At 51.6% G+C, this 21,298-nt stretch carries 19 protein-coding genes; 9 read left to right on the top strand and 10 right to left on the bottom strand.

All coding sequences use genetic code 11. The features are described from left to right. Nucleotides 1-300, top strand: a 300-nt coding sequence (locus LQZ19_RS07860; RefSeq protein ID WP_411047120.1) for a nitroreductase family protein, incomplete at its 5' end; no start/stop codon positions are given. A 1-nt stretch (nt 301) separates the two neighbouring features. Here LQZ19_RS07860 and LQZ19_RS07855 read toward each other — a convergent pair. The 10 genes from LQZ19_RS07855 to LQZ19_RS07810 form a co-directional block, all read right to left on the bottom strand. After that, nucleotides 302-3,502, bottom strand: coding sequence for a WD40 domain-containing protein (locus LQZ19_RS07855; protein ID WP_411047119.1), 3,201 nt, complete (start codon nt 3,500-3,502; stop codon nt 302-304). A 9-nt stretch (nt 3,503-3,511) separates the two neighbouring features. Then, nucleotides 3,512-4,216, bottom strand: coding sequence for a hypothetical protein (locus LQZ19_RS07850; protein WP_411047118.1), 705 nt, complete (start codon nt 4,214-4,216; stop codon nt 3,512-3,514). A gap of 5 nt (nt 4,217-4,221) precedes the next feature. Next, entirely contained in the window at nt 4,222-6,315 is a 2,094-nt protein-coding gene (gene fusA / locus LQZ19_RS07845) for an elongation factor G (RefSeq protein WP_411047117.1), read from the bottom strand. 132 nt (nt 6,316-6,447) lie between these two features. After that, on the bottom strand, nt 6,448-7,638 hold the full coding sequence (locus LQZ19_RS07840; RefSeq protein WP_411047116.1) for an ABC transporter permease subunit: 1,191 nt from the start codon (nt 7,636-7,638) through the stop codon (nt 6,448-6,450). A 22-nt stretch (nt 7,639-7,660) separates the two neighbouring features. Further along, nucleotides 7,661-9,187, bottom strand: coding sequence for an ATP-binding cassette domain-containing protein (locus LQZ19_RS07835; protein WP_411047115.1), 1,527 nt, complete (start codon nt 9,185-9,187; stop codon nt 7,661-7,663). Between the two features lie 88 nt (nt 9,188-9,275). Then, complete coding sequence (locus LQZ19_RS07830; protein WP_411047114.1) at nt 9,276-10,433, bottom strand: sugar ABC transporter substrate-binding protein; 1,158 nt, start codon at nt 10,431-10,433, stop codon at nt 9,276-9,278. 155 nt (nt 10,434-10,588) lie between these two features. Further along, nucleotides 10,589-11,698 (bottom strand): substrate-binding domain-containing protein, encoded by a 1,110-nt coding sequence (locus LQZ19_RS07825; protein WP_411047113.1) that lies wholly within the window; start codon nt 11,696-11,698, stop codon nt 10,589-10,591. Then, nucleotides 11,695-13,161, bottom strand: coding sequence for a response regulator transcription factor (locus tag LQZ19_RS07820; protein ID WP_411047112.1), 1,467 nt, complete (start codon nt 13,159-13,161; stop codon nt 11,695-11,697). Before LQZ19_RS07820 ends, LQZ19_RS07825 begins: the two co-directional genes overlap by 4 nt. Then, complete coding sequence (locus tag LQZ19_RS07815) at nt 13,146-14,678, bottom strand: sensor histidine kinase (RefSeq protein WP_411047111.1); 1,533 nt, start codon at nt 14,676-14,678, stop codon at nt 13,146-13,148. The genes LQZ19_RS07820 and LQZ19_RS07815 overlap by 16 nt, the downstream gene beginning before the upstream one ends. After that, complete coding sequence (locus LQZ19_RS07810) at nt 14,675-15,625, bottom strand: sugar ABC transporter substrate-binding protein (protein ID WP_411047110.1); 951 nt, start codon at nt 15,623-15,625, stop codon at nt 14,675-14,677. The genes LQZ19_RS07815 and LQZ19_RS07810 overlap by 4 nt, the downstream gene beginning before the upstream one ends. A 182-nt stretch (nt 15,626-15,807) precedes the next feature. Between LQZ19_RS07810 and LQZ19_RS07805 the strand changes: the two genes are divergently transcribed. The 8 genes from LQZ19_RS07805 to LQZ19_RS07770 form a co-directional block, all read left to right on the top strand. Beyond that, nucleotides 15,808-16,848, top strand: coding sequence for a M23 family metallopeptidase (locus LQZ19_RS07805; RefSeq protein WP_411047109.1), 1,041 nt, complete (start codon nt 15,808-15,810; stop codon nt 16,846-16,848). Nucleotides 16,849-16,873: 25 nt separating this feature from the next. Continuing rightward, complete coding sequence (locus tag LQZ19_RS07800) at nt 16,874-17,317, top strand: bactofilin family protein (protein ID WP_411047108.1); 444 nt, start codon at nt 16,874-16,876, stop codon at nt 17,315-17,317. Then, nucleotides 17,310-17,825, top strand: coding sequence for a YaaR family protein (locus LQZ19_RS07795; protein ID WP_411047107.1), 516 nt, complete (start codon nt 17,310-17,312; stop codon nt 17,823-17,825). Before LQZ19_RS07800 ends, LQZ19_RS07795 begins: the two co-directional genes overlap by 8 nt. A gap of 21 nt (nt 17,826-17,846) precedes the next feature. After that, nucleotides 17,847-18,815, top strand: coding sequence for a PSP1 domain-containing protein (locus LQZ19_RS07790; protein ID WP_411047106.1), 969 nt, complete (start codon nt 17,847-17,849; stop codon nt 18,813-18,815). A 116-nt stretch (nt 18,816-18,931) separates the two neighbouring features. Continuing rightward, nucleotides 18,932-19,222 carry a hypothetical protein gene (locus LQZ19_RS07785; protein ID WP_411047105.1) on the top strand — a complete coding sequence of 97 codons (291 nt, stop codon included), beginning with the start codon at nt 18,932-18,934 and terminating at the stop codon, nt 19,220-19,222. Then, complete coding sequence (locus LQZ19_RS07780) at nt 19,223-19,624, top strand: putative toxin-antitoxin system toxin component, PIN family (RefSeq protein WP_411047104.1); 402 nt, start codon at nt 19,223-19,225, stop codon at nt 19,622-19,624. A 270-nt stretch (nt 19,625-19,894) separates the two neighbouring features. Next, the gene (locus LQZ19_RS07775) at nt 19,895-20,629 is read left to right on the top strand and encodes an endonuclease/exonuclease/phosphatase family protein (protein WP_411047103.1); all 735 of its coding nucleotides are present in this window, start codon (nt 19,895-19,897) and stop codon (nt 20,627-20,629) included. A 171-nt stretch (nt 20,630-20,800) separates the two neighbouring features. Beyond that, nucleotides 20,801-21,298: YccF domain-containing protein (locus tag LQZ19_RS07770; protein WP_411047102.1), on the top strand; the 498-nt coding region annotated here is incomplete at its 3' end.

Raw genomic sequence — 21,298 nt, 5'->3', positions numbered from 1 at the left:
GTCTGTTACGATAAAAACGAATGCTGGGTCCGGAAATACGATGGCGCCAAGAGCGGCGAAGTGGACGCCAGTATCGTAACCACCCAGCTTATGTACCAGGCGGTGGAGCTTGGTCTGGGTACCCTCTGGGTAATGTTCTTCGATCCCGCTAAGCTCATAGCGGAATTCGCCATCCCGGAGAACCTGGTTCCCACAGCTCTGCTAATCCTTGGTTACCCCGCGGATAACGCGGTCCCGACGGATAGGCATACCCAGCGCCACCCTCCGGAAAAGCTGGTCGCCTGGGAAAAGTTCAGCTGATTTATTTCGTCCCCGCGAGGTTAAATTCCGCATAGTCCTCAAGACCGATAATCGAGGGATGCTGGGTTCCATTGGAAAGCGCTAATACCTTTTTCGATACAAAGGAGTCCAGCTCCCTCATGCTTATCAATGCGTTTTTATTCAAATCCGCTTCTCCGTTCATACCTTCAATAATGGCATAGGTGAACAGGCCGAGCTTATAATCGATACTTTCCAGGGAAAGTTCATCCCCCCGGCTGGAAGTAAAAAGCAGGGACCGGAGGGGCTTTAGATCCACGGCAAGCCGGGTAGTATCCACAGGGCGGATATTCCCGGCGGATACTCCTGCGGAATGGGAAGAGTCGATGAACAGCAATTTTCTCCCCGGCACATCCAGGGCTGCGGCAATTGTCTCCCAGGACAGGGCTTCCGCATAGGGTATGGAACCGTCCGGGGTAAGCCGTATATCCGAAGGGAGGAAATAATAGTTTCCATCATCGTCATTCACGGCGTGTCCGGAAAGAAACAGTATTACTGTGTCTTGGGAGCTGACTCCCTTAAAAAAGTTCCCCAGTTCACGGGTGATATTGTTTTTTGTCGGAGGCTGCAGCTCCCCGGTGGCGATAAGGGCGCCGGTCACGGTTCCGTACAGTTTTCCCTCCTGGGCTTTAAATGCGTTGACCATTTCCCGGGCGTCAAAAACCGCGAACCCCAGGTGGTTTATCCGGGGCTCATCATAACGGCTGACCCCAATGGAGAGAATCCGGAGATTGGGGAGCGCCTCTTCCTTTTTACTGCCCTGGGGCCGTTCCACCGTTAGGGAGGCCCGGCCTTCGGTATGGCCGTTAAAGACCGTCACATCAATCCTGTTCGTTCCGGCATCCAGATCCAGGGGCAGTTCAAACTCCGCCTCCTTAAGCTTTCCCGTCACATTGATCCCCTCGGGCGCCGTCTTAAGGCCAGGCCCGGCAAGGCCGCCCATCTTGTCCGCCCCAATAAGTTTGTCGTTCAGGTAGACCCTGAAACTTTGCAGGGGGAAGTTTTGATCGCTGGCCCTTACGGATAGTCTCGCGACAAAATTGATACTAAGGGCAGGGGGAATACCAAAGGTATTAATATTGTGGAGAGACCGGGAATTCCGAATTTTTCGGCCCTGAAGCCGGGTACGAACTATGGAGGGATTATAAAAGGCCGGGCGGTAGAGCTCCAACCCATAAACATCCTTACCCACCCGGACATTGAAGTACCTATCACCCTTGATGGATGCGGTGTAATACCCATCGGGGGTAATACTGATCCACTCGCCGTCGTTAAAGCTGATACTTTGGGTAATTTCCCGGCCCGTTGTGGTATCCCAGGTACGGGTGGTCCCATCCAGGGAAGCGGAAACCAGCAGTAATCCCTTAGGGTTATAGACAAGGTCATATACTTCGCCGGTATGCCCCGACAGGTTCCTAAGCTTCCGGCCGGTTTCGGCGTCAAATATCCCGATGGTTTTGTCTTTCAAGGCGGCGGCTATGAATCTGCCGTTGGGACTGTAGGCAAGGCCGGATTTTATATGATCCGAATAGCCCGGACTGGTCCATATCCCCTTACCCCCCTCGGCATCCCATACCCTGAGGGTCCCGTCCATAGAACCGGAGGCGATGTGCCGGCCGTTCGGACTATAACTAAGGGATATTATCGGGGAAGTATGACCCTGAAGTGTCGCCGAAGCTGATCCGCTTGCCACATTCCATATTTTAATGGTGTTATCCGCAGCCCCGGAAATAATGTTCGTACCATCGGGGCTATAGGCCACCGAGTTAACCCCGTCGGAATGTCCGGTAAAGGTCCATCGTTCCTTACCACTCAGGGGCTCCCATACTTTAATGGTGGCATCCGATGAACCGGAGATGAGATACTGTCCATCGGGACTGTAGGCTACTGATTTTACTATAGAAGAATGTCCAAGGAGGATTTGCAGTTCCCGGCCGCTTGCGGCATCCCATATTCTAATTGAACTGTCCGCAGCGCCGGAAGCGACATACTTGCCGTCAGGACTGTAAGCCACCGCACGCACAGAAGCGGTGTGTCCCGGGATAGTCAGGGTTTCCCGTCCGCTTCCGGTTTCCCTAATCCGGACGGTCCGGTCCGTTGAGCCGGAGGCAATATATCTGCCGTCGGCACTGTAGGCCAGGGCCCGCACCCAGGAGGATCGGCCCACCAAGCTTAGGGTTTCCCGGCCCGTCGAGGCTTCCCATAGCCGTATGGTATTGTCCAGACAGCCTGAGGCAATAAACCTGCCATTGGGGCTGTAGCTTAGGGTTTCTATACCGGTGGAACCAAAGCTCCGGAGTTCCGCCCCGGTTGCGGCATCCCATATCCTGATGGTCGAATCTACACTGGAACCGGAAGCGATAAACTTGCCGTCGGGACTGTAGTCCAGGGTCCGTACCACCCCGGTATGCCCGGTAAGAGTACGAAGCTCCCGGCCGTTTCCGGCGTCCCATATTTTGATAGTATTGTCCGAAGAACCGGTGGCGATAAACTTGCCGTCCGGGCTCCACCGGAGGGCATCCACCTCATCGGTGTGTCCGGAGAGGGTCCGCAGCTCCCTGCCGGTTTCGGCGTTCCACAGTTTTACGGTATTATCCCTGGAACCGGAAGCGATAGTCCTGCCATCGGGGCTGTAACTTACGGAATTTATCCACAAAGAATGTCCGGAAAGGGTTTGCAGGACCTTAGCGCTTTCAATATCCCAAATTTTGATGGTCCTGTCGCTTGATCCGGAAACGAGAAAACGCCCGTCGGGGCTATAGGCGATGGAGTTGACCACTGAGGTATGTCCGGAAAGGGTCTTTAAGTCCTCGCCGTTTTCAACGCCCCATATTTTGATAGTATTATCCGCGGAACCCGAGGCGATAAACCGGCCATCGGGGCTGTAGCTTACGGATTTTACCATAGAATCATGTTCCGGCAAGGTCCATATTTCCCGGCCGGTTTCAAGGCTCCAAATTTTGACCGTACTATCCGCAGAACCGGAAACGATAAACCTACCGTTGGGGCTATAGGCGACGGAGGATACCGCGAAGCTATGCCCCCGCTGGGGAAACAACTCCACCCACCGTCTGGCGGCGTTTGTCGAATCAAGCGCCTTCGCCTCTCCCGATGAGGTACAGGAAATTCCCAGGATGATACATACCGCCGGTATTACCAGCCCGGGGATTAGCCTCTTCGGCATTAAAAAACCTTATTCCTCAAGAATAAGCAGTGTCTTGGGGTCCAGTTTGAGGGCCAGGTGTTCCGGGTTATAGGTATCCCGGTCTTTAGACACCGTGAGGGCGATATGATCCTGTTTGGGTTCAAGGACGATCACCACATCCACCAGATCCACAAAATCACCGATCACCAGGGGAATGCTCTTTTTGTCGTAGGCAGCGCTTTCACCCTTAACGGTGCAGCTGTACCAGACCGAAAACCCCTGCTCCTTGGCAAAGCTTTTAATCGCAGCCAGCCGTTCCCGGCTCATCTTGGTAAAGTCGAAGCCGTCGATGATCAACGCTTCGGCCTTAAAGCCCCCGTCCACGATCATCGCCCGGAGGCTCCGGAGTATCTGATCCCCCGTAACCCCGTCCTGGTTAAAATTCATCAGGACCCGGTTCTTTATCAGCTCGTTTTTAACATCCCGGGCATTTTCCAGGTTCTTCTTTTTGATAAATTCATCGAAAATATCCTCGTACCAAGCCAAAACATAGTCGGTATGCTGGGTAAAGGATACGTGAATGACCTTTTTGGTCTGCAACAGTTTGTCCAGGGCGATCTGTACCAGCACCGAAGTCTTGCCGATACCGCTCTGGGAAGAAATAATCCCCACCTCCCCGGCTCCAAGCCCGCCGTGGATGGATTTCTCGAAGATCCTCACCGGACTCCTCTGTATCAGTTCCTGCTTAACCATTTTTGCTACCTTCCCTGCTCTTTTCTTCGTTTTTCCTCGTATTCCTTAACGAGGGCTTCGGAAATGCTGGACGGAACTTTACCGTACTTTTCAAATTCCATGGAGAACTCGGCCTTACCCTGGGTCAAGGATCGAAGTACCGTGGAATAGCCAAACATTTCGCTTAGGGGAACCTCGGCCTCCACACGGGAGAAGGTTCCATCCTCGGTGGATGCGGATATTATACCACGCCTCTGGTTAATTGAGGCATAAATATTTCCTTGAAATTCCGTAGGACCCTCAACGGAGACCTTCATGATAGGCTCCAGGATACAGGGCTTAGCCTTGTTATAGGCCTCCCGGAAAGCGCCGATGGCCGCCAACTGGAAGGCTATGTCCGAGGAGTCCACCGGATGGGACGCTCCGTCGTTGATCACACAGCGGATGTTGACGATGGGGAACCCGATGAGGCTGCCCCGCTTAACCGCTTCTTTAAAGCCCTTATCGCAGCTGGGGATGAACTCGTTGGGGATGGACCCGCCCTTGATGTTGTCCACAAATTCGTAGTCACCATCGCTATAGGGTTCCATATAACCCGCCACCCTACCGTACTGGCCGGAACCACCGGTCTGTTTCTTGTGGGTGTAGTTAAAATCCGACCGCGACTGAATGGCTTCCCGGTAGGCCACCTGGGGCATCCCGGTCTCCACCTCGCACTTGTACTCCCGGCGCATCCGTTCAATGTAGACTTCCAGGTGGAGTTCCCCCATGCCCTGGATGATGGTCTGATTGGATTCCTGGTCCACAAAGGTACGGAATGTGGGGTCTTCTTTAGTAAAGCGGTTCAGCGCCTTGGCCATCTGGTCCGCCGACTTCTTATCCTTAGGATTGATAGCCAGGGAGATAACCGGTTCGGGGACAAACATGGATGTCATGGCGTAGTTAAGACCACCACCGCAGAAGGTGTCCCCGGAGGCGCATTCAACGCCGAAGAGGGCCACAATATCCCCGGGCGCTCCTTCGGTAATGTCTTCCATATCGTTGGAGTGCATACGTACCAGCCGGCCCACCTTAAACTTCTTCCGGGCCCGGGTGTTGATAAGCTCCTCACCTTTTTTCAGCGAACCCTGGTAGATCCGCACGTAGGTAAGCTGGCCATACTGGCCGTCCTCAAGCTTAAAGCCCAGGGCCACCGTGGGACTCTTTTCCTCGGAAATAAGCTCCTTCCGCTCCTCCCCGTGGTCCAGATCCAAGGCGTAATTCTTTACCTCCGTGGGGTTGGGCAAGTAGCTGCCCACCGCATCCAGCAGGGTCTGAATACCCTTATTTTTATAGGCCGAGCCGATCATCACCGGCACAAACTGTTCCGCCAAGGTCCCCTTACGGATAGCCGCATGGATCAGCTCCTCGGGGATATCCTCCCCTCCCAGGAATTTCTCCGCTAAATCGTCGGAAAAGAGGGAAACCGCGTCGATCATCTCTTCCCGGAACTTTTCCGCATCCGCCTTAAGGTGGGGGGGAATCTCCGCATACCGAAGTTCGGTCCCCGAGTCACCGTCAAAGTACACCGCCTTCATGGTGACCAGGTCCACCAGCCCCTCAAGCTTATCCTCAAGCCCGATGGGAATCTGGATCATCACCGCATTGAGCCCCAGTTTTTCCCGGAGCTGGAGCCGGACCTTAAAGGGGTTCGCCCCGGTACGGTCGCACTTATTAACAAAGGCAATCCGGGGAACATGGTAGCGCTTTAACTGCCGGTCTACGGTAATGGACTGGGACTGAACCCCGCCCACCGCGCAAAGCACCAGAATCGCCCCGTCCAGCACCCGCAGGGAGCGCTCAACCTCAATGGTAAAGTCCACGTGTCCGGGTGTATCAATCAAGTTGATGGTATAATCCTTCCATTCAACCTGGGTTGCGGCGGACTGAATCGTAATTCCCCGCTCCCGCTCAAGTTCCATGTGGTCCATGGTAGCCCCAACCCCGTCTTTTCCCCGAACTTCGTGGATAGCATGGATCTTGTCACAATAGAACAAAATCCGCTCCGAAAGGGTGGTTTTCCCCGAGTCAATATGCGCGCTGATTCCAATGTTCCGCATCTTGGTTATATCGATGCCCATTTTTCTACATACTCCTTAGCCATAAACTGAGTCGATTGACTATATCATTATATTATGGAAAAAACGATAATAGACGCCTGTAATTGAGATAAGATAGCAAGGATTGCGGATATATGCAATACCCCGGGACTGTCAACCCAATCCGGCCTTACGCCGGGAATATACATCGTAGAATACCGCCAGGAGCAGGATGATAGCCTTAACTACATACTGGTAATGCTGCCCCAGGTTCATCAGGGACATACCGTTGTTGATGGCGGACATCACCAGGGCGCCCACGATGACCCCTACCACGGTTCCGATGCCGCCGGAAGCGGAAACACCGCCTATATAACAGGCCGCAATGGCATCCATCTCAAAGAGGTTCCCCGCCTGGGGAAGGGCGGAGTTCATGTACCCCGTGGAGACCACCGCCGCAAGGCCGGTCAGTACACCCATGATGCAGAACACGACAAAGACTATCAGCTCCGAGTTGATACCCGAAAGTTTTGCCGAACGGGCATTGCCTCCAACGGCGTAGATATACCGTCCGAGGACGGTGTTTTTCATCATAAAATGAAACACCAATATGGTGATGGCCAGAACAATCACCACCACCGGAAGGCCCCGGTACGTGGCAAAACGCTGGCTCAGGCTCAGGAGCAGGACGCCGACAATCACAACCTTCCCCAGCATTATAGGGGCAGGGGCAATGTCAAAATGATTTTTGATCCGGCTCCGCCGGGTTATGATTTCCGCAGCAATAAAGAGTACAAAAACTAACAGCCCTATGATTAATGCGGTAAAATGGAAACCGTTGATCTCCAGCCCCGGGATATCGAAGGACCCGGAAGCCATCTGCTTATACCCATCGTCCTTCAGGGCTATGGGGTTTACCTTGGTAATGATGTAGGTAAGCCCCCGGAAGAGGAGCATCCCCGCCAGGGTCACGATAAAGGCCGGAATATTTGCGTAGGCTATCCAGGCCCCCTGGAACATACCGATGATCAGTCCCATAACCAGGGCCGCCAGTAATGTTACGGGCATCCCCACACCGGTGTTGTACACCATGGCGCTGATGGCCCCCACAAAGGCGCAGACCGAACCGACCGAAAGATCGATGCCCCCTATGATAATAACCTGCACCATACCTACCGCCAGGATAAGCACATAACTGTACTGGATAAAAATATAAGAAATATTCCGGGAACTGAAATTGATCCAGTTGGTCAGAAAACCGAAAACGATCAGGATCAGAACCAGTATGATAAACATAGAATAGTTCCTGATATTGCTCTTTATCAGCGCAGAAATACTCGTTTTTTCCCTTGCCCCATCACTCATGATACACTCCCCTTAAACAGTTCTATCCTACCAGCGCCATACGCATAATTTTTTCCTGGGTCGCCTCTTCATGCATAAGCATACCCTTTATCTTTCCCTCGTTCATAACATAGATCCGGTCCGCCATCCCCAGGGCTTCGGGAAGTTCGGAACTTATCATGATAACACTCTTGCCCGCCTTTACCAGGTCATTCAGGATATCGTAGATTTCCGATTTCGCCCCCACATCAATGCCCCGGGTAGGCTCATCCACAATAAAGATATCCGGGTCCGCCAAAAGGGTTCGGCTTACCACCACCTTCTGCTGGTTCCCGCCGGAGAGGTTCCGGGTAAGCTGGTTTATCGACGGAGTTTTTATCCGCAGTTCCCTGCGGTACTTCTCCGCCTCCTCAATTTCCTGCTGGCTATTCACCACCCCAAACCGGGAAATCTTATCCAGGCTGGAGTGGGAGATATTCGTTTTTATATCCTGGATTAAAATGAGCCCCAGACTCTTCCGGTCCTCCGATACATAGCCAAGCCCCGCGCTAATAGCCTCCTTGGCGGAATGCAGGTTTACCCGGTTTCCCTTAATGTACACCTCACCTTCACTGCGGGAACCGTAGGATTTGCCGTAGACACTCATCATCAGCTCGGTACGCCCCGCGCCCATGGGGCCGCAGAAGGCGAGAATTTCCCCCTTCCGCAGATAAAAAGAAACATTGTCCACAACCTTAATAGTATGGTATTCCGGATGATAGACGGTCCAGTCTTTCACTTCCAGTATGGTTTCCCCCGGGGAAGATTTCCGCTCCGGGAAACGGTGGGTAAGATCCCTGCCCACCATGTCACGGATGATCATGTCCTCGGTGAGCTTATCCGCCTTTACATCAAAGGAAGAAATGGATTTCCCGTCCCGCAGTACCGTTACCGTGTCGGCCACCCTGAGGACTTCGTTCAGCTTATGGGATATCATCACCGAAGTTATACCCTGGGCTTTGAATTCCAGCATCAGGTCCAACAGCTTGGCGCTTTCATCATCGTTCAGGGATGATGTGGGCTCGTCCAGGATGAGGAGTTCAACCTGTTTGGAAAGCGCCCGGGCTATCTCCACCAGCTGCTGCTTGCCAATCCCCAGCTTACTGACCACCGTAGCGGGGTTCTCGTTAAGACCCACCCGGGTCAGATATTTTTTTGATTCACGTATATATTGATCCCAGTGGATAATTCCAAACCGGGTTTTCATATGCCCAAGAAAAATATTTTCATAAATTGACAGATAGGGACTCAGGGCCAGTTCCTGATGGATAATGGCAAGCCCCTCCTTTTCACTGTCCTTGACGTTGTGGTAATTAGTTTCCTTACCCTTAAAAAAAACTTTCCCGTCGTAAGAGCCCTTGGGATAGACCCCGCTGATAACGCTCATCAGGGTCGATTTGCCCGCGCCGTTTTCTCCGCAGAGAGAATGGATCTCACCCTTCTTCACCTTCAGATTAACCTTATCAAGGGCCCGCACCCCGGGAAATTCCTTGGTAAGATCTTCAATCTCCAGTATGTATTCACCGCTCATGGTTCATCCTTTACTGCAAAAGGAAGCGGGCGAAGAATTTTCCTCATCCCGCTTCCTCCGGATTACACATCAAACACGAATAGTATCACTATTTGAGCTGGGCCGATTCGGCATCGGTATAAAACTTGGCGTTCACCGGAACGGAAATATTGTCCTTGGTGACAATTACCGGTTCAAGCAGGTAGGCCTTTACCACCTTTTTGCCCGTGTCGCCGATGCTGGTCAGGCTGCCTGAGGCAAGGGAAGCGCCGGGGATATTGGGGGTCTGACCCTTGAGGATCTGATCCGCCAGGATGATGGCGGCTTCCGCCAGCTTGGTAGTATCCTTGAACACGGTCATGTACTGCTGACCGTTCTTAATAGACAGGGCGGAATCAAATTCCGCATCCTGACCGGTAACTACCGGGAGCTTGCCGCTGCCGGTATATTTGGCATCCGCCAGACAGGCTTCGATGATGGCCCGGGCCAAGGTGTCATTGGGGGCGAGCACCGCGTCCAGGGTTACGGCCCGGGCGTCGTTGCTGAGAAGGTTTTCCATCCGGGTCTTGGCGATAGGGGCCTGCCAGTTTTCGGTGGCGATACGGGTAAAGTTGGCAGCATCGGCGGAGGTCTCGGGATAGGGACCAACCACCTTGAGGACGCCGCTCTTGATGTAGGGATTAAGCACGCTTATGGCGCCGTCAAAAAAGAACTTGGAGTTATTATCCGTGGGAGAGCCGGCGAACAGGGTAATGTTCTTGGGGCTGGCGGCGGTGGCGCTCTTGAGGTTGAGCGCGGTTTCGATGCCCTGACCCTGGAACTGGCCGACCTTGAAGTTATCAAAGGTGATGTAGTAATCATAATCCGCAGAGCCCATGATAAGCCGGTCATAGGCGATTACCGCAACCTTGTCCCGGGCGGCTTCGGCAACCACCGAATTGACGCCGTCATTGACGTTGCCAATTATGAGCAGTTTTGCGCCTTGGGTCAGGAAACCCTGGACCTGCCGGTTCTGCTGGCTCTGGTCCGCATCGCCGTAGGCAACTTCCGCACGGTAACCCTTGGCTTCCGCGAAGGCTTTGAGGGACACGCCGTCTTTCTGCCATCGCAGTACATGGGTTTCGGGCATGGCAAGACCGATCAGGGCCGTGGGGCCGGCGGCAGGAGCTGCCGAAGTTTCGCTGACGCTGCTCTTCTTGTTACAGCCCACAAAGGCCATAGAAGCGGCAGCAAGGAGAATTACAAGACTCGTACAAAGCTTTTTCATTTTTATTCCTCCAGAATAAATGAACTATTGTTTATTATGTAGGCAAAATCCGATTTTCCGAAATCGTAATATTTTGACAAAAATAAAGAATTATCTTTCCATTCGGAAGACAACTCGAAAAAAGGGGAATATTTTGATATCATTATTTTACCTGCTTAATCTCCCCCGTTTAGCACATTGCGGTAAATATCTTCCCGGGAGTGGAATCCGTCCCGTATCACCACATCCATATTGTGTCTGTTCACCGCAATGGGCATCTCGATATACGCGGGGATCATGGCGCTGCTATGGTTATCTATCAGGCCATCCGAAGGGTAGTCCCGCTTCTCCGCCATAGCCATGGCAAGCCGGGCGGCCCGGGCGGCAAGTTTCCCGATGGGCTTATACACCGTCATAAGCTGGAGTCCCTCCACCACCCGCTGGCAGCTGATAAGCTCCGCGTCCTGGCCTACCACTACCACTTCCCCGGCCCGGCGCCGTTCCGATAAGAGTTGTATCGCCGCGTTAGCTATGCTGTCGTTGCCGCAGACAATGGCGTCATAGGCGGTGGTTTCTTCAAAGATAGCCCCGATGGTTTCCAGGGCTTCGTCAAAGCTCCACTCCTCAAGCCATATCTCCCGTTCTATCCCTATCCTGCCGGCCGCAATATCCGGATCGAGGATCTCATGCAGCCCTTCGCTGATATCAAAGCTGTTAATATCGTGAACCGAACCGTTTACCACAAGATAGGTACCCCGGGGAACCGCCTCCTTCAGGGCCCTGCCGAACTGGCGGCCCACTTCCCTGCTGTCAAAGGAGATATAGGCGTCGATGGGAGTCCCCAGGATCAACCGGTCATAGGCGATAACCGGAATCCCCGCGTCCCGTACCTGTTTGATCGCTCCGGCTATAGCCTCCGAGTCGTGGGTAATCACCACCAGGATATCTATTTTCTGGTTCGCCATATAGTTTATCTGTGCAATCTGCTCCCGGGTCCCCCCGGCGGAAAGCTGGACCAACACATCCGCCCCCAGTCCCTGGGCAGCCCCGGAAAACACTTTTACATCCTTGTTCCACCGCTCAATAATAAAAGTCGCCGTGGCCACCGAGAGCCCAATGGTCACCCGCTTTTCCCCGCCCGCCTCGGGGACGCCCTCGCTCCGACCCGCAACCGCAGCCGGCAAGAGCGGCGTTGGGGCTGCCCCGGAATTATCTTTCCTCCCCACACACGACAGAAACACCAGTACTATTAAAAAAAGAAACCCGCGCCCCGCTGTTTTCTTCACCCTTCCCCCCGCTTCTCCGCCGCATATACCGTGGGAAGAACCCCGGTGATCTTCTTAAATATCTTGCTGAAGTAATTTGGGTCCTGATATCCCACCGCAAAGGCGACCGCCTTGACATTCATCTTCCCCTCCATGATAAGCTTCTCCGCCTTTTCCATACGCAGTTCCGTAAGGTAGTCCACAAAGTTTGTTTTAAGGTGCTCCGAAAAAAGCCGGCTCAGGTAAGCGGAGGAAACCTGGGCGGCTTCGGCCACGGAACTGAGCTGTATACCTTCGGCCTGATGTTCGTGGATATACTCGACAGCTTTACTGAGGGGCATGGGGAAGCGGCCGGACCGGTGCAGGGTGGCCTGGAAAAGTATCCTCCCAAAGGCATCGGAAGCCCAGGTCTCCCATTCCGCCAATCCCCGCAGGGGCAGAATTTCCTCCGCGGGGTTAAAGGGGGGTTCCTCCCCCGAATGGGCGCCGTAACACCCGGTACAGTCGTCGATAAGGAGCGTAAACAGGGCAGCCATCTTCGCCTTGGCCAGGGTAAAATCACAATAGGTAAAGATCTCCTCCCAGAGGGACCTAAACAGTTTCTTTACCTCCTCCGCTCCGGCGATCCCGATCTTATGGCGAATCTGGATAATCCGCATCCGTTCCCGGAGCAGCATATCGGTCCGGTTCAGCCGGTTCTGCAACTCCCGGAGCGCCCCATTACAAGACTGGTACAGGAGCTGCCCCGGCCGTACCTCGCCGATGCCGTAATAACAGGAGCCCTCGGGAAGATCAATATCCCGTAGTATTGCTGTCACCTGATCTTCCAGGACATTCCGGCTGATATCTTCAAGGATCAGAAAAAGACCGCGGTTCAGCATCACGTCACAGCGGCAGTGGTGGCGAAAGGAAAGCAGTTCGGCAATTTTTTTACACCACAACTCCGCGTCCCGGTCCAGTTCCATTAACAGAACTATCCCCCTGTCCGAGGGCAGGCAAAACCGTTCCCGGTACCGCTCCCAATCATCCCGGGACATCTCCTTCCAGATGGTCTTCTGCAGGAATTGCCTTTCCATCTCATCATCACCCTGGGGGCCTTCTTCGGTAACCCGGTTCGCCAGGGCTTCCCTGACATTATCCAGGGTGGAAAAAAAAGTTCTCTTCGATACCGGTTTAACCAGATACGCAAACACCCCCAGAGGTATGGCCCGCTGAGCCAAATCAAACCGTTCATAGGCGGTGGAAAGGATAAAGACCATGGGGGCAAATTTTTTGCGGACCTCGCCGATAACCTCAAGACCGTCCAGACCGGGAATATTGATATCCATAAAAACCAGGTCCGGCTCAAACTCGTAGATCAGCGCCAGGGCTTCATAACCCGTACGGGCCTTTCCTGCCAGGCTAAAGTCGGCGGTACTTTTCAGCATAAATTCATAGCTGTCCAATACCGGCTCCTCATCGTCCACGATCAAAACTCTATACACGGTACCCTCCCGGTATCGATGCGGATAACGATGGTAGTCCCTACCCCATTTTCGCCGCTTTCAATGTCCACCACCAGGGGGTCATCGGGATAGAAAAAATACAAGCGCTGGATCACGTTTTCCAAGCCCATAACCCGGGACAGGGAGGACTTGTCTATCGACTGGGGATGGAGCAGCTTTTCCCGGGTTTCGCTTGCCATACCGCTGCCGTTATCCTGCACCCGCAGAACCAGCCGATCTTCCTCAAGGGCTGCGCTCACCCTGATCCGGGATTGCCGGGAGGGACTTTCCCCGGGATAGGCCGGGCTGTCCTTAAAGGCATGGATCACACAGTTCTCCACCAGGGGCTGGAGTATGGACACCGGTACCTTGTACCGATCCGGAAGAGTCTCGTCACAGTCCAGGATCAGATCCAGATTCTTGGGAAACCGTACCTTTAACAGGTAGAAATAGTAGTTCAGTCCTTCAATTTCGTGCCGCAGGGGAACAATGATTTCCTTATTCCGGATGATATGCCTGAAAAGCTTGGCCAGGTATTCCATGTATTCTCCGGTTCGGTCCGCCCCCTCCACTATGGCAAGCTGCATCCCCGTATTCAGGGTGTTGAACAGAAAATGGGGATTCATCTGAGCCTGAAGGGCATAGATCTCCATGTGCCGCATCAATCCCTCCATCTTCATATTCCGCATCCGTTCCTGCATATACTCCTGTTTGATATTTTCCTGGTGGCGTATTTCTTCTATATACTGGTGGATGTCCCGCTTCATCCGGTTAAAGGCCTGTACCAACTGATCCATTTCCTGCACGGAACTGGCTTCAATATCGTTGCTGTCAAAATTCCCCGCTGATATTTCCACCGCCATGGCGGAAAGCCGGACCAGCGGACTGGTGATCCGCCCGATAGAATTGAGCAGCATCAGTGTGGCAAAAACAGAAACAAAGATGATAAACAGGAAGTTCCAAAGCTGCACCGACCATGCATCGGCGATAAATATTCCATAGGCGTCCATCTGGTTCCGGGATCGTTCAATACTGATCTTATCTATCTCACTGTTGATATATTCCAAAAGCCCCGCCATCTCATCGTAGATCCGGGTATAGGCCGAAATATTCCGCCCCCGTTTTTCTTCCATAGCCTGATCCGCCAGATCCAGGTAGGAGCGGATCAGGGAGTAGAGTTCCCGCTCCTTAAGGTCCGTCTGGTCCGTGTTGATGGGCATATAGGTGGGAAGCTTCCACCGCAGGGCTTGGGTATCAATCAGTATTTGTGAGAGCGCGTTGGAGGAACGGGTGGAAAGATAATTCAATAAAGGGCCCTGGTAATCCTCCAGCCCCTTCCGGATGGAGGTGATAAACCGTTCCCGTTCAAAACTCCGGTCCGAAACGGTCTGGAGACGCATGGAGGAAAACAGGATATAGGCGGTAGAAAGGACCAGGATGAAAAACACTCCCAAACTGCTCAGGAGCATTTGCAGACTGATTGAATTACGGATTCTCCGTATCAAAGATACTTTCACAGGCTGCTTCCATCGATGATCTTTATCCCCGTGTCGATGGATGCGGGGGTATACCCGGTCTGCCGCAGGGACCAGAGGGAACGAACCGCCTCATAGCCTATCCGTTCCGGGTTGGTAAGGACGCTGCAGGCGATAACCCCCTTGCGGATATTTTCCAGGATTCCCGGATCATCCCCAAAGCCGATGATATGTACCTGACCCACCAGGTTCATATCAACCAGGGTCTGGGCGGCGGCGAGGGTATCATTGGGATCCGTAAAAACGATGGTATTGATATCCGGATTAGCCCGAAAGAGCCGGTAGAGGAGTTCCTCAGCGTCCAGGGGGTTCAGGTTAGTCCGCAGCCCCAGCACCGGCGCGGCAAGCCGTTCCCCAAGGGCCGCGTTAAGCCCCATCTCCACAAGTTCCCGCTCACCGTATATCCCCGGGGCCTTATCGCTGTACACCAGGGCCAGCCGCAGGGGCCCTTCGCTGATACTTCCCGCCATAAGGCCGATCCTGCGGCCCACATCAAAGTTGTTGGACCCGATAAAAGGCCATGGTTGATCATTGGGCACATTGTGGTTGATGATCACCACCGGGATCTGCCGATTCCCCAGCTTGTCCAACTGCCGCCGGGCCAGGGCATCCTCCAAATAAGGGCAGACGATGGCCCCATCAATCCCCGCATAGGAAGCCATTTCCAGTTCGTTTTTCGCCGGATCAATAGAATGGATGGAAATCGCCGCGTTCAGCTCCGCCGCGGACCGCTCCGCCCCCTGGATAATCCCGGTAAAAAAAGAATTCCGGTTATCGGGCAAGTAAAGAGAAAAATGATAATTCCGGGGAGAAACAGCGTCATCGGAGGTGCTTTTATAAAGACCTCGGGCAAGGTAGAGGGAAACGAGAAAAGCCGCCAGGGACAGTAGACCAAAAGAAGCTATCCCAATCCTCAAAAAATGTTTCATTTTTATTGAAAATCTCGTTTTTTTAAGATAAAATCCTGATACAGTATAGTCTTTACTTGCTTTTTTGTCAAAACAGAGTATTTGACAAAAAAAGATATTTAGGATACAACAGTAATAGAGTGTTATACTTTTTGGTGTCCTGAAATACAAATTTGTTCCGATAATTAACATTGGGGTGTATATTGGCGTCGGTTCATGAATATAAACGATTTGAAAACAACTTAGTTTTAAAGGCTAAAAATCTGGTCCTTTTGTTTGGTAAGGGGATCATCTCCTTCCTGCAGACTATTTTTAGAGCCCTAACCCGCCGCTATACCGTTGTTTTGGTCCCCCATTCGGAAAAAAGGGTATACAACCTTCATGTAACCGTTTTGTCCATATGCTGTGCAGCCCTGGTTTTAGTGGGCATTGTGGGGGCATTTTTCTGGTATGGCGCCTCTTACAGCAATACCAAAAGCATTGTGGCGGAAAAAGACGGCCGCCTAAAGAACACCCAGGCCAGTCTGGATCAGCTTAGGGACGAAACTTCCCGGCTTTTGCGGACCGCCCGGGGTTTTGAGGCTGCCCTTTCAAATACCCTTTCCGCCCTTGGGGTGAATACTCCGTCAAATAAGGCCTCCGCCCCATCCCTGACCGGGGATCTTTCCTCCTTTTTTGATATTAAAGAAACCGCCGAAGGTACCCTCCAGGAAGTAAACGATGTGCGCCGGCTTTCGGAATACCTGGCCTCTGCGGTGGAACCGGTTAAGGAAATCGGTACCCTCCTGGATTCTCAGAGTGCGCTGCTCACGGAAATCCCCAGCGTTTGGCCCATCAAGGGCGGGATCGGCCATATTTCCATGTTCTTTGGCCAAAACGAGAACCCCTTTACGGGTCAGTATTACATCCATAAGGGAATAGATATGTCTACCTACCGTCAGGGAGACGCCATTGTGGCGGCAGCGGACGGGCAGGTGGTTACCGTGGACTACGATGCCACGGGGTTTGGAAACTACATTATCATTAAGCATAAACACGGGTTCTATACACGCTACGGTCATATGCAGCAGTTCCGGGTAACCACCGGGCAGCGGGTTCAGCAGGGTGAAACCATCGGTTATATCGGAAATACCGGACTTTCCACGGGTCCCCATTTACACTACGAGGTTCATATCGGTTCCGACGTGGTGGATCCCTTCAAGTACCTCAATATCCGTTCCAGTATAGCAAAAAACGCACGGTAGACCTGGGGAACTTAACGGGGGTAGGGTGTCCAACGGCAGACTCGAAGATTTTTCTATAAATACTATTTTAGGCCCCGGTTCTTCTATTGACGGCGACGTTGAATCCGGCGGTTTTACCCGGGTAGACGGCAGCATACGGGGGAACCTCAGCGCCAGAGGCCGGGTTGTGGTGGGCGAAAAGGCCCGGATGAAGAGCAACATCGGCGGTACCACCGTAACCATCGGCGGGGTGGTGTACGGCAATATCCTTGCCAGCGAGCGGATCATCATCCTCAATACCGGGCTGGTCCTGGGGGACATCATCACCCGGCGCATCCAGGCGGATGAGGGCTGCCTTATCCACGGTAAGGTAACCGTTTGCCAGAGCGAGGAAGCCTGGGATAAGGCTGTGGCCGAATACCGTGATGCCCAGGGGGTAAAATCCGCCCTTTCAAGGTTCTCCCTGCGCCCGGAAAAAGTAAATGGATAAGATAGACATCCCCGGCGGCGCGCCGATTTTTAATCCCGCCGCCTATACCGTAGCCCGGGGGGAGGCTCAAAAGCCCAAGGACAAGGGCGCCGTTAAAGCCCTTAAGAAGACTCCCTTCTCCCGGCTGCTTGAAGAAAAGGGCGTCCGGGAAGGGGAAGAAGCGGGGGCCCTACCCGATTATCCCCCGTCGGAAGAGGTCCTCCAGGAATTGCTGGATGATGTCCACAGCGCCGGTGATGCTTTAAGGCTGCGGCCCCTGGCGGAGGAGATAAAGCAGTACAAACGGGCGGTACGGCATTTTTTACACTATATAGTAGAAAACGGTTATACGGTAAAAACGGAAAACTACCTTTTTAATCACGAAAAACGCCGTAAAGTTCAGATAGAAGTGGTAGACAAAAAACTGGAGGATCTCGCATCGGGAATACTCTCCGGTCAGCTTGGGCAGGTTCAACTGTTGGCCCGGCTTGATGAAATCACCGGTCTCCTGGTAGATTTATTACAGTAAACGAATATAAAGGAAAATACAGTGGCCCAATCCGGTGATTATGATGACATAAATAATGACGAAGATATTTCCGATGAAGATATCTCCGCCCTTGAGGATAAACCTTCGGACTCCGACTTGGAGGAAACCGACGTAATCGTTGTGGCCGGAGATGAAGCTCTGGCTCCGGATACTCCGGTGTACCGGCTCCGGCTCTCCTATTCCAACGAAACCTTTCTTGCCCTCTACAAGGGAGATATCCTGGGCAACGGAAGCTGGGTTCTGGTTCCCACCCGCTACGGCAAGGATCTGGCCCAGATAATCGGCCCGGTTCAACGCAAAAGTTCCTCCTCCTTTTCAGAGGTTGCCCGGATCGAACGACCCGCCTCTGCGGAAGACCTGGATAAATCCGCCTATAACCGGAAGCAGGAAAAAGAAGCCTTTAAAATCTGCAAGGAAAAGATCGAGACCCACCGGCTGGAGATGAAACTCGTCTCGGTCCATTATCTCCTGGAGGAGTCTAAGGTTCTGTTTTTCTTTACCGCAGAAAACCGGGTAGACTTTCGGGATCTGGTAAAGGATCTGGTGGGGATCTTTAAAACACGGATAGAACTCCGGCAGATAGGGGTTCGGGATGAATCCCGGGTAGTAGGCGGCCTTGGGGTCTGCGGGCGGGCCTACTGCTGCCACGCGGTTTCGGACAAGTTAAAACCGGTCTCCATAAAAATGGCCAAGGACCAGAACCTTTCCCTCAATTCCATGAAAATCTCCGGCCCCTGCGGCCGGCTCCTCTGCTGCCTCGCCTACGAACACAATTTCTACAATGAACAGCGCCGGCTCATCCCCCAGGAGGGCTGTAAAATAAACTATGATGAATCCCTCTGGAAGGTCATAGAGGTCAACGTAGTCGTAGGCACAGTAAAACTAAGCACCGAAGACGGCCGGCAGATCTCCCTCCCCTCAACCCAGTTTGAAAAAACCGACGGGCGATGGCAGATAAAGCGGAATTAAAGATAGGGGTTGTAGGGGATTTTAACCGCAAAGTCGAAATCTATCGAATCCGATAGTTTACTGTCAATTGATTGACAATGGGCAGATAAAGCATATACTTAAAATAAGAGGTTGATATGCAGTTCATTTCTGTCCGGGAATTCAATTCATCCCCCGGGAAAACACGGGCCGCTCTCAAAAAAGAGGGAAAACTGGTACTTACCAATAACGGAAAGCCCTCAATGCTTGTTCTTGATATTGTCAATCAGGATTTTGAAGACGTCATTGATATTTTAAACCGCGCAGAGGCCATGAAACTATTGGATGGAATTCAGCTCCAGGCAGCCAGAGGGGGACTGGATACTCTTTCCATGGATGAGGTTGATAAAGAGATAGGCGACTATCGCAGAGAAAAACGGGGCCAATAGGTGCTTGCAGTCCTTGATACCAATGTGCTTATCTCGGCCTTTATCAAATCAAAGGGTAATCCGGCGGATATTTTACGGCTAATTATCGAGGGTAAATTACCCATATGTCAAAACCCCGCCATACTCACTGAATATGAAGGTGTAGCGGGCCGATCAAAATTTGCATCAAAAATAGATCCGGATAAGGTCAGGCGTTTTATAGACCTGCTGCAAAAAATCAGCATTTCCCATACCCCATCGCCAAGTACCATTGCGCTGCCGGACGAGGATGACAGGATTTTTTACGATACCGCCAAAGAGCTCGGAGCATATCTCATTACCGGTAACATCCGGCATTATCCGAACGAACTTTTCATTCTGAATCCGGCGGATTTTCTTACCCTATTTAACGCCTCAAAATAATCCACCCTATCACTCAAGGATCCGGACCAGAGAATCGGCCCGGGCCATTGCCGTTGAAAAAACGACGGGAGATGGCAGATAAAACGAAATGAAAAATAGGGATTGTAGGGGATTTTAACCACGAAGGAACCGAAGGCGAAAAAGTAGGCATTTCGGCATCAGCGTTTAAGGCGCTTACAACAGCACGACCGACATTGTGAATACCAAAGCGGTTTTTGATTGACCGGTGGGATTAGTGGTGATATAATGGTGGAAAATAGGAGGAACGGTATGGGCAAATTGAAGATAGTGAGTTGGAATTGTCAAAATGGATTTAATAAAGAAAAGCAAGATGTAATTGTAAATGCATATCCTGATGCGGATATTTTTGTTATACAAGAGAGCAAACGGGAGGATGTGGGTATTCTTAAATCGGATTTTAAATATAAAAATTGGTATGGCGATGATCAAGAATATAGCGATCTGGGCATACTCGTTTTTTCTAAAACCTGCAAAATTGAATTTACCGATGAATTTAGCCGAAAATTTCGCTATGTTGTGCCGTATAAAGTAACAACAGCAATAGAAAAACGAAAAATAATACTGATAGCCGTTTGGACAAAACCAGTCCCTGTTTTCTATGACAAAAATATAGTTGATGCGATACATTGGCCAGAATATAAAAACATAACAACCGACAATGTTGTTATAATTGGCGATTTTAATACTAGCAGTAATGATGAGCATCCAGAACGATATTCAGACTTAGTGAAAAATCTCGCAGGTTTTAAAAATTGTGCCCTTGGGTTACCTGAAGAAGCAAAGAAAACTTTTTATTCTATTAGTAAAAAGAAGTTATATTCTAACGATTTTTGCTTCATATCAGAAAAATTCAACAATGGTATAAAAAACATGACTTTTAAGATTCGAGATGATTGGGAAGAAAATGAATATGGACAAAAACGTTGGAAGGGTCTCTCTGATCACTGTCCCATAGTAGTAGACTTTGAATTTTTGAACGCCTAAGCCAACGTCCGATTATCATTAGACAATGCATACAAGGGACCGGTAATAACGCCGGTTCTCTTGTTTTTGTATAACCAACCTACATCACGCCGATAAAAACCAATAAAATCATTTCAGTCTATCGGTATATGATAGACCGCAATGCTATGATGGCTGTATAAGGAGAACACTATGTCGGCATTAGGTAACGTTATTTGGTTTGTATTTGGCGGGGCTATACTTGCCTTGGTTTGGCTGCTCGTGGCGGGCTTGTTCGCCGTTACCATTGTGGGCTTACCCATCGCTAGAGCTTGCCTGGAGTTTGCTAAACTATCCGCCTTCCCTTTTGGCAAGGAAATCATCCGGGATACTGAATTAAAGGGAAAAACCCACGTCTCCGGGATAAGCAAGGTTGTTTCAATAATACTGGACATAATTTGGTTCCCCATTGGGTTGGTCTTAACAATCATATATTTAGCCGCTGGGATTCTTTCTTTTATATCCATCATAGGGATTCCTGTTGGTATAGTTTACGTTAGAATGGGTGCGTTTCTGTTATTCCCCATTGGGGCCAGAGTGGTAAGCAAAAAACAAGCTTATGCATCGGCGGTAGCCAACGAAATGGAGAAGAGAGGGCTGGGTATTAGCGGCGCTTCAAGTGTACAGCAGCAAAACATTATTGTAAATGTA

The organism is Treponema primitia (genome assembly GCF_046533075.1).
Lineage (GTDB): Bacteria > Spirochaetota > Spirochaetia > Treponematales > Breznakiellaceae > Termitinema > Termitinema primitia_B.
Note: the sequence above shows the minus strand (reverse complement) of the source record. Positions and strands in the feature narration are given on the sequence as shown.